14 protein-coding genes and 1 pseudogene are annotated in these 12,434 nt (G+C 71.8%); 11 read left to right on the top strand and 4 right to left on the bottom strand.

Annotated features, from left to right (window positions below):
* The first annotated feature begins 39 nt into the window (after window positions 1–39).
* Complete coding sequence (locus ABZX30_RS14345; protein ID WP_355933106.1) at window positions 40–213, top strand: hypothetical protein; 174 nt, start codon at window positions 40–42, stop codon at window positions 211–213.
* On the opposite strand, the pseudogene ABZX30_RS14340 reads toward ABZX30_RS14345, so the two are convergent.
* A pseudogene (locus ABZX30_RS14340) lies at window positions 194–433 on the bottom strand (hypothetical protein); the annotation flags it as partial. The gene ABZX30_RS14345 and the pseudogene ABZX30_RS14340 overlap by 20 nt on opposite strands.
* Window positions 434–548: 115 nt before the next feature.
* Window positions 549–1,184 carry a TetR/AcrR family transcriptional regulator C-terminal domain-containing protein gene (locus ABZX30_RS14335; RefSeq protein WP_355933104.1) on the bottom strand — a complete coding sequence of 212 codons (636 nt, stop codon included), beginning with the start codon at window positions 1,182–1,184 and terminating at the stop codon, window positions 549–551.
* Between the two features lie 74 nt (window positions 1,185–1,258).
* On the opposite strand from ABZX30_RS14335, the gene ABZX30_RS14330 reads away from it, so the two are divergent.
* The 4 genes from ABZX30_RS14330 to ABZX30_RS14315 all read left to right on the top strand — a co-directional run bounded on the left by ABZX30_RS14330 (window position 1,259) and on the right by ABZX30_RS14315 (window position 3,826).
* On the top strand, window positions 1,259–2,218 hold the full coding sequence (locus tag ABZX30_RS14330; RefSeq protein WP_355933102.1) for a zinc-binding alcohol dehydrogenase family protein: 960 nt from the start codon (window positions 1,259–1,261) through the stop codon (window positions 2,216–2,218).
* Between the two features lie 90 nt (window positions 2,219–2,308).
* Window positions 2,309–2,983: a TMEM175 family protein gene (locus ABZX30_RS14325; protein WP_355933100.1), complete on the top strand. Its 675-nt coding sequence runs from the start codon at window positions 2,309–2,311 to the stop codon at window positions 2,981–2,983.
* Window positions 2,984–3,041: 58 nt separating this feature from the next.
* Window positions 3,042–3,563, top strand: a complete 522-nt coding sequence (locus tag ABZX30_RS14320) for a hypothetical protein (RefSeq protein ID WP_355933097.1) — start codon at window positions 3,042–3,044, stop codon at window positions 3,561–3,563.
* Window positions 3,564–3,616: 53 nt separating this feature from the next.
* Window positions 3,617–3,826, top strand: a complete 210-nt coding sequence (locus ABZX30_RS14315) for a hypothetical protein (RefSeq protein ID WP_355933095.1) — start codon at window positions 3,617–3,619, stop codon at window positions 3,824–3,826.
* A 379-nt stretch (window positions 3,827–4,205) separates the two neighbouring features.
* On the opposite strand, the gene ABZX30_RS14310 is transcribed toward ABZX30_RS14315, so the two are convergent.
* Window positions 4,206–5,804, bottom strand: coding sequence for an alpha/beta hydrolase (locus tag ABZX30_RS14310; RefSeq protein ID WP_355933093.1), 1,599 nt, complete (start codon window positions 5,802–5,804; stop codon window positions 4,206–4,208).
* A 151-nt stretch (window positions 5,805–5,955) separates the two neighbouring features.
* The gene (locus ABZX30_RS14305) at window positions 5,956–6,603 is read right to left on the bottom strand and encodes a hypothetical protein (RefSeq protein ID WP_355933091.1); all 648 of its coding nucleotides are present in this window, start codon (window positions 6,601–6,603) and stop codon (window positions 5,956–5,958) included.
* A gap of 144 nt (window positions 6,604–6,747) precedes the next feature.
* Here ABZX30_RS14305 and ABZX30_RS14300 point away from each other — a divergent pair, with 144 nt between their 5' ends.
* From ABZX30_RS14300 to ABZX30_RS14275, 6 genes are all read left to right on the top strand, one after another.
* Window positions 6,748–7,359 (top strand): helix-turn-helix domain-containing protein, encoded by a 612-nt coding sequence (locus tag ABZX30_RS14300; protein ID WP_355933088.1) that lies wholly within the window; start codon window positions 6,748–6,750, stop codon window positions 7,357–7,359.
* Between the two features lie 371 nt (window positions 7,360–7,730).
* Window positions 7,731–9,041: a glycoside hydrolase family 30 beta sandwich domain-containing protein gene (locus tag ABZX30_RS14295; protein WP_355933085.1), complete on the top strand. Its 1,311-nt coding sequence runs from the start codon at window positions 7,731–7,733 to the stop codon at window positions 9,039–9,041.
* A gap of 387 nt (window positions 9,042–9,428) precedes the next feature.
* Complete coding sequence (locus tag ABZX30_RS14290; RefSeq protein WP_355933083.1) at window positions 9,429–10,025, top strand: sigma-70 family RNA polymerase sigma factor; 597 nt, start codon at window positions 9,429–9,431, stop codon at window positions 10,023–10,025.
* Window positions 10,026–10,045: 20 nt separating this feature from the next.
* Window positions 10,046–10,354, top strand: a complete 309-nt coding sequence (locus ABZX30_RS14285) for an ArsR family transcriptional regulator (protein ID WP_355933081.1) — start codon at window positions 10,046–10,048, stop codon at window positions 10,352–10,354.
* A gap of 62 nt (window positions 10,355–10,416) precedes the next feature.
* A complete protein-coding gene (locus tag ABZX30_RS14280; protein WP_355933232.1) occupies window positions 10,417–11,367 on the top strand; it encodes a MerR family transcriptional regulator in 951 nt (316 codons plus the stop codon).
* Between the two features lie 537 nt (window positions 11,368–11,904).
* A complete protein-coding gene (locus ABZX30_RS14275; protein ID WP_355933229.1) occupies window positions 11,905–12,414 on the top strand; it encodes a TspO/MBR family protein in 510 nt (169 codons plus the stop codon).
* The last annotated feature ends 20 nt before the right edge of the window (window positions 12,415–12,434 follow it).

Below are 12,434 nucleotides of genomic sequence, written 5' to 3'. Positions count from 1 at the left end.
CCGATAGTGCCGCTGATACCGCCCTGGTATCAGGGTTGCATGGCGATGACACTCCGACTCCTCGACGACCTTGGCGCGAAGCTCACCGAGCGGGCTCGTCGGGTGGGCCGCAGCAAGCAGGAACTCGCCATCGAGGCCATCCGTGACGCCCTGGACCGGGCCGAGCTGAAGGTCGATGACGTCTTGGTCGAGCTCATGGACAGCGATGCGTAGATCCTGGACTACCTTCGGAACAGCCGCCCGGCCCACATGGAGCCGGGTCTCCTCGGGTTCGTCCAGGTCGAGGGGGGAGTTCGCGGACCATGGCGGCCAGGTGGTCGAAGAGCAGGTAGAGGACGACGCGGGCCGCTTCGGTGTTCTCCAGCTCGTTGTCCACGACCCGGTCGAAGCAGTGCCAGAACTCGTTCAGGTTCTCAGGAAGCTGGGCGGTGTCGATGCCCGGGCGACGGACAGACGCTCCCTACCCCGTCCCCCGTCTGCCGCCGTGGACGCGGCGGCTACCGCGCGTCACGGACGGGCGGGTCCCTCACCGTGCTCCGGACCGCCGCTCAAGAGCCGCACTGCCGGTCGATCCCGGCGATCACGGTACTGAGCTGGCGCTCGAAGCGTGCCTGGTTGTCGTGGCGGGCGTGGCCGGACGCGGCGACGAGGGGAGCATCCGGACCGAGTCGCCGGTCGCGTTCGTTGGGTGAGTAACGTGTGGGATCGGCGGCGGACTGCAGTCGTTCCTGCTCTTCGATGACGAAGCCGACGACGAAGGCGGTGACCATCTCGGTGGCGTCGAAAGCGGCGGCGGGCGGGACGCCTGCGGCGACCCAGCGCCGCAGCCAGGGTTCCTGCGCCTTGAGGACGTCCGGGTCGGTGATGAGTGTGCCGCTGAAGGTGCGGGCGCCGTCACGGTGTTCCAGGTACACGGCACGCAGGGCGCCCGCGTAGGCGACGAGGTCGTCGAGCCAGTCACCGGTGGCCACATGTCCGCGGAGTCTGGACACGACGCGGCGCTGGATCTCGGTGCCCATCTCGTCCAGCAGGTCCTGCTTGTTGTGCACGTAGTAGTACAGCGCGGGCGCTTTGACCCCGAGCTGGGCAGCCACCGCGCGTACGGTCACCCCGTCGATGCCCCGGGCGTCCAGCACCTCCAGAGCCGCGGCCACGATGCCTTCACGGCTCAGCCCCTTCACCATGCTTGACAACTTATCTCAGCTTGGTCCAGAGTCTCGACAGCCGCTTTTTAACTTAGTTAAAAAAGGAGGGTGCCGTGCGCGCTGTCGTCGTCACCGGACCCGGGACCACACCGGTGGGCTCGGACTTTCCCGAACCCGAACCGGTACCGGAACGCGATCCGGTGAGCCTGGTCGGCGCCGGAGTGCACCCCCTCGTGCGGTCTCTCGCGGCGGGCCGGCACTACGGCAGCGGGCGGCAGTACCCGCTGGTGCCCGGCGTCGACGCGGTGGCCCGGACCTCCGACGGCCGCCTGGTCTACACCGCCATGGCCGGTGTGCCGTGGGGCACGATGGCCGAGCGGATGGCCACCCCGTTCGGACTCGAACTGCCTGCGGGCGCCGACCCACTGGCCGTCGCCGCGGGTGTCAACCCTGGCCTGTCGGGCTGGCTGCCGCTGACCGCCCGGCACGAGGAGACGGGCGGGCTGGGCACGGTGCTGGTGCTCGGCGCCACCGGCCTGGCCGGAAGCATGGCCGTGCGGGCGGCGCGATTCCTGGGGGCCACCCGCGTCCTGGCCGCCGGTGTCGGAGGAGAGGCACTGGGCGGGCTGGGCGCCGACGGCGTGGAGACCGTCGCGATCGCCAGGTCGGACCGCGAGGCGACGCGGGACGCGCTGACCGCTGTCCTCGCGGGTGAAGTCCCCTCGCTCGTCCTGGACTACGTGTGGGGCCCGACCGCCGAGGCAGCCTTCGCCGCGCTGGCCCGGCACGGGCTCGGTGAGGACGGCGCGGACATCGCCTACGTCCAGATCGGCACCCTCGGCGGCGCGGACGCGTCCGTGCCCGCCGACCTGTTGCGCAGCCGCCGGATGCGGATCAGCGGGAGCGGCGTCGGCTCGGTCCCGGCCCAGCGCCTGCTCACCGAGATCCCCAGGGTGATCGACGCGATCGCCGAGGGCACACTCCACGCCCCGTACACCGCCTACCCCATCAGCCGCACCGGTGAGGCATGGGCGCACTCCGGACCCACCAGGGCGGTCGTCGTCCCGGACTGAACGACCGCTTCGACGTCACCGCCGGCAACCGCCCTGCCCGCCCCACGCTCTCGCTACCTCGCCACCTCGCTCCAGGGACACCACATCACCATGCACACCGACAACTCCCAGCACTCCCGCAGTGGCGACGGCACCACCGAGCGGACCCCCCGCCCGGTCCTGCCCGCCGACCGGCTGGCGGCCTTCAGCGACGCCGTCGTGGCGATCGCGATCACCCTGCTGGCGATCCGGCTGATCGACCTCGTACCCGAGGCGCTTGATGACGGCGACAGCGCTGTCGAGGTCGTCACCCACCACATGGCGTCGATCAGCAGCTTCCTGCTGAGCTTCGTCGTCATCTGGCGCATCTGGACGGTCCACCACGAGGTGTTCCCGCGCACGGGAACGGTGAGCGGCCGCGTCGCACAGATCAACGTGCTGTGGCTGGTGTGCATCGTGGCCCTGCCGTTCCCGGTCGAGATGATCAGCTCCTACGGTGACGAGCCCTTCGTCCTCGCGCTGTACGTCGCAGTCTTGTTCGCCTCCAGCATCGCGCTCGCAGCCATGGCCCTCTTGCTGCGCCGGAGCGGTACCCGGCAGACGGCCCCCAGCAGGCGGACCGTCGAGCAGGTGATGGGCAACGCTGCCTGCCTGGCGGTGGCCCTCCTGCTCGTCATGGCCGTCCCCGCCCTGGCGTTCTGGCCACTGGCACTGCTTCTCATCGACGGCCCCGCGCTGTCCCTCGCCCGCCGCCTGGCTCCCCGCGAACCCGGCCGCGACGCCTGAGGCACCAGGCACGACCCACCCCCTGTAGAAGAACAAGACAATCAAGGAGACAACTCTGATGTTCGGTGGTCCAGGCACGATCATCCTGGTCATTGTGATGCGGGTCCTGGTGTCCCGCGCCTGGCGCGAAGGCATCGGGCTCACGCTGCAACGACGGCTGGTGGTCCCCAGCGTGGCGCTGCTGATCGGAGTGCTTGCGCTGCTCGACGGCGCCTCGAAGGTCTTCGGGACCCACCTGGTCCTCTTCGTCGCGCTCGCCCTTGTGGCCACGGCCACGGCCGGCGTCGTCCGGGCGCGCACCGTCGAGTACGACACGGTCCCCGAGGCCAAGGAGTACCCGCGCGGCATACGCATCAGGGCGCGCACCATCACGCTGACGGCCGATGTCATGGCCGTGCTGTGCGCGGCAGCACTGATCTACCCCTCGATCGCCCCCGACGCAGGCATGTCCGCCGCAGGCGGAGCACTGACCGTCACCGTCGCGCTCGGCGACATCATCGCCTCCGCACTGCTGGTGCTGCGCGGCCGCCCAGCACAGCTGCCCACCAACAGCCCGCGGCCGGGTCTCAGCACCCGATAGACACCAGACCGGCCCCGCCTCAGCCCCGCTCCAGCCCGTGAAAGGCGGCTCGAGTGAGCACCGAGACCATCCCTGCCGACGACGTGCCGCAGACGGCACACAGCAACCTGCACAGCGAACACGGCCGGCGCCGCGGTGAACACCCGGCCGCAACGTTCACCCCGGTCGGGCCCCGCCTGGTCCTGCTCGAACCGCACGACATGCCCCACTGCGCGGTGTTCCTCGGGGGGAACCACCCTTCAGGCTCCGCTGAGGTGAGGTGAGGTGAGGTGACAGCTGCGCTGCCTGGACGCACCCTGGCGAGGCGGGAGTTCGGCCTCCGGCTGAGCCATCGCCTCAGCCGGTCGGCTGTCCACCAGGCGCTTCGTGATCCGTACCTCGACCGAACGTGATCCTTTGATTTCCGCTGTTCAGGTGTTACTTCGGTCGGGGTGTGGAGGAGTTTCGACGTTCTGTTCCGCTTGATCGGTGAGTGCGCGGTGCCGCCGATGCCGGGTTTGTCGGCGACACGGCGGTTCGCGCCTCCGAGCTACCGCCGGAAGATCAGCCCGCCGGAAAACCCTTGCGAGCGTGCCCTTCTGCTCGCTCGACGGTCATGCCGTGCGTGTGCGTGTGCACGTGCGGGTGAAGACCAGCTGTGGCTCAACGGTTCGTGAGGACGAGGGGGCGGGTGGTGGCGGGTTTGTCTGTCTTGCACACGGCGCCGTCGGCCGGGTGGGTGCCGTGGATGAGGGCGGCGTCGACTGCGCTGTTGACACACGAGTTGATGCCGTAGGAGCCGTGTCCGACTCCTTCACGCGTGAGCAGGACCGCGGAGTGCAGGGTTCGGGTCATGTCCTCGGCCCAGTGGTGGGGGGTGACGGGGTCCAGTCGGCCTGCGACCACCAGTGCCGGCGGCGCACCGGCGCCTGTGAGCGGCTTGGTGACGCGGTCCTTGTTCGGCGCGGGCCACCGAGCGCAGTTGAGGGCGGCGTAGGCGGCCCGGGTCCCGATCCGCTTGGCCTCGCGTACAGCTTTGGTGGCTGCGGCTTTGTGTGCGGCGATGCCGGTCGGGGTCCTCCAGTCGGCGCAGCGTATCGCGGTGTGGGCTTCGAACATCGCGGTGGGGACGGGGAAGGGCGATACCGTGACGGCGCGCCACAGGGAGTACAGGGGTGCGCCGTTGCCGTCTTGTGCGGCCAGCAGCGCCGAGGTCAGCAACGGCCAGACGTTCTGGTCGCCGGCCAGGGCTCGGGTGGTCTCAAGGGTCATGGCGCCGTCGAGTTCGCCGCCCGGGGTGGCGCCCTTGGCGGGTGCGATCTTCAGCGGCTTCGCTTCCAGCGTGTCGATCAGTGTGTCGAACGCCGCCTGCGGGTTGCCCGTGCCGAACGGGCACACCGCGGTTCCTTCGGTGCGGCAGGTCTTGAACCAGGCGTTGAGCGTCCGTTCGCTGGCCACGGCGACGTCGTCGAGGAAGGTGAGGGAGTTGCCGAACCACAGGTTGGTGTCGACGGGCGCGTCGAGCACCATCTGGCGGACGCGGTGAGGGAACAGGGTGGCGTACATCGGGCCGACCACGGTGCCGTAGGACAGGCCGTAATACGTGATCTTGTCCTCGTCGAGCGCGGAGCGAACCTGGTCGATGTCACGGGCCACGTTGTCGGTGGACAGGCTGGCCAGGAACTTCTTGCTCTGGTGTTTGGCGCAGCCGTCGGTGAACGCGGCGGCATCGGCCAGCAGTTGCGGCAGGGGTTTGCCCCCCGGGACGGCCGGGTCGAAGGCGGTGCCGGCGGCGTCGGCTCGCTGCTTGTCGGTCAGGCAGCGAACGGCCCGCGATCCGCCGACGCCGCGCGGGTCCATCGCGATGACGTCGAATCTGGCGAGTACCGCGGGTGAGAAGGCGCCGGGAGTGCCGGCTGTCTTGGGCAGGTTGCGCAGTGTTTCGGTGGCGGAGACTCCGGGCCCGCCCGGGTTGAAGATCAGGCTGCCGATGCGATGGTCGGGATCAGTGGCCCGATGCCGCATGAGCGCGAGCGGGATCTGCGCGCCATCAGGCTCGGTATATTCCTGCGGCACCTTGATCGTGGCGCATTCAAGGTCCTTCCCGCACGTGCTCCAGGTGAGTGGGTCGGGGGAGGGGGCGGAGGCCGACGCGCCCGCTGCGGACGTGCTGCGCGGCCCGGAGGCGCTGGACGAACACCCCGTCAGCACCATGAAGGCTGCGGCGAACGCCGCCCCGTACCGGGCGGCGGGCCTTGGCATCAACCGGATCATAATGATCTTCCTTTCGCCGTGCTCGTGTCATTCCACGCGGCCGGCCGTGCCGGCCGTGCAGGCCGTGCCGGCCGTGCAGGCCGTGCCGGAAGCCGGCCGAAGAGGGCCGGCGTGGCCGTGTATTCCTGGCTTCGCGGGGTCAGTGGCCGGCCGTGTCGAGCAGAGCGGAGTAGCGCAGGCGAAGCGCGCGCTCCATGCTCGCCAGGACGGCCCCGGCCCCCAGGGTGAGGTTCAGCCAGAGCGGCAGGTGTATCGGTGCTTCGAACGTTCCGACCCGCTGAGTGACGGGAGGAATGTGAGAGAGGGGTGCAGCGAGCTGGAACAGGTTCAGGCTCACACCGATGACAAGCAGCAGCACCGACCCGATGCCGATCGCCCGGCTCAGCCCCGGATGGCGGGCGCCGAAGCGCGCCCGCCGCCCCTCCGCCGAGGCCGGGTCGGGCGCGAGCTGACACGGCTGCCCGCCCAAGGGGCGGTAATGGCAGCGCCTGACGCCGTAGGCACTCATCGCCACCTCGATGACACCCCCGTCGACAGGGAAGACCGCGGGCAATGTCGACTCGGCCACATGCCTGCCGTCCAGGAACAGATGCGCCCGGATCTTGCTGTTGTCCAACCGCGCCCAGTGCCTCACGTCGACGGCATGCAGCCGGGCGTGCCCGTCGGCACAGGGAAGCCGTAGCCAGAACAGGGAGCGCAGGGGGAGCTGCCACCAGCGGAACCGCTGCAGTTCCCTGCCGTCTCCCGGCTTGAGGCGCCTTGATGCCGCCCACTGCTTCCACGCCATGCTCCGACCCTCTTTCGCCCCTCGGCCGCACCCTCACTAGTACAGCGTGTTAGAGGAGACGCTAGCACGCCGTACTAGTACGGCGTGCTAGTACGGCGTGCCAGTACAGTGAGGGGGCTGGGGAGAAGCGAAGGAGAGCGGGGCATGGACACACGCGAGAAGATTCTCCAGGCCGCTGCGGAGATGATCGCCGAGGACATGACGGCGAAGCTGAGCGTGCGAGCGGTCGCCGCGCGGGCGGGAGTGAGCACCGGCTCGCTGAGGTTCCACTTCCCCACCCAGCGCGCCCTGCAGGACAGCCTGCTCGCGCGGATCTACGAACACCTGCTGCCCGGCGACCCGATCCGGGACCGGACACTGCCGCCCCGCGAACGGCTGCTGAACTGCCTGCGGCAGGTCCTCGCACCGCTCGGCACCAACGAAGACGCGCGAACCGCATGGGGCACGATGTATCGGGCGTTCATCGAACCCGAGCCGACCGAATCGGTACGCGCCGCATATCTCGGCCATGAGCGGGAGGCGGAGCGCCGGGTCGAACACTGGCTGACCGTGCTCGCCGAGGAAGGCGCACTGCCCCCGGGAGACCACACCCGCAACGTCAGGTTCCTCCTCACCGTCCTCAACGGACTCTCGGTCCAACGCGCCCTGCCCACCCGCGAATCCGTCCTCATCGCCGAGACCGAGACCCTCGACGCCGCCGTCGACCACGTCCTCTCCACCACCCCCGCACCACCCGCCGGGCCGGCTCGCCCGTGAACCGCCCCCCACCGGTTACCCCGCGGTGCGGTTGCCGAGCTGAACCGTGGAGCGCGAGTGCCGGTTGCCGCGAGTGACTTCTGTGGCCGGCTGTTGCGTCGGCCGCCGCCGTCGAAGGGCTTGACCATGTCGAGTGGCATCGTTAGCTTGCGAGAAGTCCGCCACTTGGACACTGTTCAGAATCTCGAACGGTGGTTGTGGCTGCCGAGCCGCTGAGCGAAGGCCGGCGCGACATCCAGCAGCACCTCCCGTCGAAAACGGCGAGCCATAGTCATTCCTGCCCGTGGGAGCGCTCCCATGAGGTCCGTCCCGGCACGGTCAGGCGAGTCCGCAAAGGTCCGGAGCCGGACCGGCAGCCAAGAGGAGGGGACATGACGCAGAGTCAGCGCGAGCCCGAAAGCGGTGAGCGGAGCTCACCGAGCCGCAGGACGGTCCTGGCCGCGATGGGGACCCTGCCCGTGCTCACGGCCGCGTCGTCGGTCGCGACGGCCTCGGGCGCCGTGGCCGTGACCGCCGCAGCCACGGCGGTCATCGACGCGTCGGCAACCCGGCAGACGATCCGGGGCTTCGGCGGCACGAGCCACGCGGCCTGGGCCGGCGACCTGACGGCGGCACAGCGGGACACGGCGTTCGGCACCGGCGACGGACGGCTGGGGTTCTCTCTGCTGAGGATCCCCGTGGGCGAGGACCGTTCGGGCTGGAGCCGCGATCTCGCGACGGCGAAGCGCGCGGCCGAGCTCGGGGCGACCGTCATCGCGTCTCCGTGGAACCCGCCCGCCTCCATGGTCGAGACCTTCGTCCGCGGGAGCCAGACCGACGCGCGACGTCTCAGGTACGACATGTACGGCGCCTACGCGCAGCACCTGAACGACTTCACCACGTACCTGCGGGACAACGGAGTGAATCTGTTCGGCATATCGGTGCAGAACGAACCCGATTACGCGTACGACTGGACGTGGTGGACCCCCGCCGAGATGGTCCGTTTCCTGCGGGAGAACGCCGGCTCGATCGGCACCAGAGTCATCGCGCCGGAGTCCTTCCAGTACCTCAGGAGCATGTCCGACCCGATCCTCGACGACCCGACGGCGCTCTCCAACGTGGACGTGATCGGGGCCCATCTCTACGGCACACCGTTCGCGAACTTCGCCTACCCCCTCTTCAAGCAGAAGGGCGCGGGCAAGGAACTCTGGATGACGGAGGTCTACTACCCCAACAGCACTGATTCGGCGGATCTTTGGCCTCAGGCGCTCGACGTGGGGGAGCACCTCCACCGTGCCATGGTGGACGCCGAGTTCCAGGCGTACATCTGGTGGTACATCCGGCGCAGCTACGGTCCCATGCGGGAGGACGGCCAGATCAGCAAGCGCGGCGCCATCATGGCGCACTTCGCCAGGTTCGTCCGGCCCGGGTACGTGCGGGTCGAGGCGACGGCGCAGCCGGCGTCGAACGTCTACGTCTCGGCCTACCAGGGAGGCGGCTCCACGGTCGTCGTCGCCGTCAACAAGGGGTCCGCCGCGGTGAGCCAGCAGTTCACCCTGTCGAACAGCACCGCGTCCCGTGTCTCCTCCTGGCTGACCGACGCGAGCAGGAACGTCGCGTCCCAGGGCACGGCCGGCGTGTCGAACGGCTCCTTCACGGTCACGCTTCCCGCCCGGAGCGTGATGACGTTCGTGACCGGCTGACTCCGGCTCCTGGCGGACAGGACCGCGGGGTGGCCGGACCGTTGGGTGCCGGTGCCGGTGCCGGTGCCGGTGCCGGTGCCGGTGCCCGTGCCCGTGCCCGTGCCTGTGGGTCGTGACGGTGGACGTCTGGATGCCCCCGTGAGTGCCCGCTTCCTTGTCACGGGTGCGAAGCTCCCCGAACGAGGTCGTGCGGGTCCCCTCGTCGGGGGCGCGGCCGGTCACGCGGCGCGCGGGACGGCCTCGGGGCGCGGCCGTCCGGGTGGGCGCGGGGCGGGCTCAGCCCCCGGGGTCGAATCGATGCAGACTCGATGCGAGTTGCCGGCGCGGGGGCGTCGGGCGGACCGTGGCGCCGAGCCAGGGAGCCGTCCCGCACAAGGAGCAGCCCACATGACCGCACTCGCCGTGACCGAAGCCCCGCCCGTGCCCGTTCCTGCCCCGGAGGACGATCAGGCCCTGCGCTTCGCGGCCGGGGACGAGGGCGCCCTGGAGGCGGTCTACCACCGCTGGTCCCCCCTCGTCCTGTCACTGGCGCGGCAGTCGCTGGGCGACGGCGCGGAGGCCGAGGACGTGACCCAGACGGTGTTCCTCGCCGCCTGGCGCGGCCGCCACGGCTACCGTCCGGGCCGTGGGCCGCTGCCCGCCTGGCTCGTGGGCATCGCCCGGCGCAAGATCGCCGACGCGCTGTCCGCCCGCACCCGGCGCACGGACGCCGCCGCGGCCGCGGCCCGCGAGCCGGCCCGCGCGCCGGACCCGTCGCACGCGCAGGACGCGGTGCTGAACCGCGTGGACGTCACCCGGGAACTGCGCCGCCTTCCCGAGGCGCAGCGGCGCGTGCTGTGCCTGGCCTTCTACGGAGACCTGACGCAGACGCAGATAGCCCACGTCACCGGCTGGCCGCTGGGGACGGTCAAGAGCCATGCCCGGCGCGGCCTGCTGCGCCTGGGCCGGACCCTGGACGCCCAGGCGACGGCGCGAGCGCGCTGAACGAGGAAAGGCGGTTTCCCATGGACCGTCCGGCGCCGGCACCGGTGGGCTTCCTCACGCCGCACGCCCGCCTGGTCCTCGCCCTGGCCCGCGGTCCGGCGAGGACCGTCCCCCAGCTCGCCGCGGACTGTCGCACCAGCGAGCGCACCGTACGGCGGATCATCGCCGATCTGGTCGGCGGGGGTTTCCTGACCAGGGAGGGCGCCGGGCAGCGTGTGCGTCACGGCCTGCGTCACGACGCCGCCACCTGGCATCCGTTCGAGGGCAGGCTGAGCGTGCGGACCCTGCTCCTGCTCGCCGCCGTGGACAGGGAAGAGGAGAACGCGTGACCACCGTCGACTCCACCGCGCGGCGCCCGTCCGGGCCGCCCGCCGCGCCGGGCGGCGCGGGCCTGACCACGGGAGTGCTGGCCCGCCGCCTCGGGGTGTCACCGACGACCCTGCGCTCATGGGACCGGCGCTACGGCATCGGACCGACCGCGCGCACCGAGGGCGGGCACCGTCGCTGGACGGTGGCGGACGTGGCCACGGTCGAGGAGATGTGCCGGCTGACGGCGACCGGCGTCCCGCCGGCCGACGCGGCCCACGCCGCCCGTACCGCCGTCGCCGCTCCGCCCCCGGCAGCCGAGGCCGCCGCCGCTCCGCCGCTCCCCCCGCCCGCGCGGCGGTCGCGGGCCGCGGGCGCGCTGCCCCTCGGTGACGTGCGCCAGGAGTGCCGCGGCCTGGCCCGCGCCGCCGTACGACTGGACGCCCCCGCGCTCGAGGAGCAGCTCGCCGCCGCAGTCGAGCGCCACGGCGTCGTGGTCGCCTGGCAGGAGATCATGGTTCCCACGCTGCACGCCGTGGGACGCCGCTGGGCCTCCTCCGGGGACCAGTACGTGGAGGTGGAGCACCTGCTCGCCTGGCACGTCTCCACCGTGCTCCGCCGCAGCACGCCGCCCGCCACGCCCGTGGCCTCCCCGGCGGCCGGCTGCGCCCTGCTCGCCTGCGTCCCCGGCGAACGGCACACCCTGGCCCTGGAGGCGCTGCACGCGGCCCTCGGCCGGGAGGGTCTGCCGGTGCGCATGCTGGGAGCCGCCGTGCCCGTCGAGGCGTTGGACGCGGCGGTGCGCCGGCTCGGCCCGGCCGCGGTCGTGCTGTGGGCCCAGGAGAGCGCCCGGGCGGCCCCGGCCCTGGCCCGGCACGTCGCCGGGCTGCGCTGGGGCATGAAGGGGACGCGCCGCGGTCCGGCGGTGCTGCTGGGCGGCCCCGGCTGGAGCCGGCCCCGGCCCGCGGGCGTGGTCAGGCCCGCCGGACTGGCGCAGGCGGTGGAGGCGCTGCGCGCGCTGTGCGCCGCCGGGTGAGCCGACGGCCGGTCAGGAGCGCGCGCGGGCCGGCCTGAAGCGGTCCGGGCACGACCGAGGTCCGCAGGGGGCTCGTTTCCGGTTCCGGGGGGACTCACGGACGGTTTCGCGCCTTCGGCCGGTGCCGGACGCGGCAGGCAGCCGGCAGTCCCCGTCAGGGTGCCGGCGCATCCGCGGCGGCGGACGGCGGGGAAGCAGCTCGGGGAGCAGCCGGGAGGACGTGCGGGGGAGCCGGCCTGGCGGCGCGCGGCCCGCGTACGGCACCGGCGCCGGCGCCTGGGACCCGCTGGTCGCGCGCACCGTCGAGGACGCGCTGCCCGCCACGCCGCCGCCCTGGCCGCTGACCCGGACCTGCCGCACCGGGCCCGGCTGCCATGGCTGCGGGAACCACTGCGGCACGGGTTCCGTGCCGGGCGCCCTCGCCAGCGGCGCGCGGCTCCTGCCCCGCGCTGCTCCCGCCCCGCGCGGCGGCCTGCCCGCCACGGTTCGGCGGCTTACGGAGGTGAGGGACGTCGGTGGAGCGGGAAGCCGGTGAGTATGAGGCTGATCAGCGAACGCGGCGGCATGGGACGACCCTCCCGGGGATGGCGGCGCTACGGCCTGGCCGCGGCGGCGGTGACGGCCACCGCCGTGACCGGTGCCAGGGCCGTGGATCCGGACAGCGCCTGGTACGCCGAGCTGCGCAAGCCGCCCTGGCAGCCGCCGCCGTGGGCGTTCGGCGTGGTGTGGACGCCGCTGTACGCGTCGATCGCCTGGGCGGCCGGACACGCCCTCGGCACGACGACGACACGCCGGGAACGGACCGCGCTCGCCACGAGCCTCGCGGTGAACCTGTCGCTGAACGCCGGCTGGAACTGGCTGTTCTTCGCGCGGCGCAGCCCGGCGGCGGGGCTGGCCGGCACCGTGCTGCTGGACCTGAGCAACGCCGACCTGCTGCGTCGCACGGGACGTACCGACAGGACCGCGGCCCGGGTCCTGGTCCCGTACGCGGCGTGGTGCGCGTTCGCCACCGCCCTGAACGCCTCGATCGCCCGCCGCAACGCCTGACGCTCCCCGGGCCCGCCGCG

Origin of the sequence: Streptomyces sp. NPDC004542, from assembly GCF_040610035.1 — a bacterium.
Lineage (GTDB): Bacteria > Actinomycetota > Actinomycetes > Streptomycetales > Streptomycetaceae > Streptomyces.
This window is presented reverse-complemented; position numbering and strand designations above follow the sequence as displayed.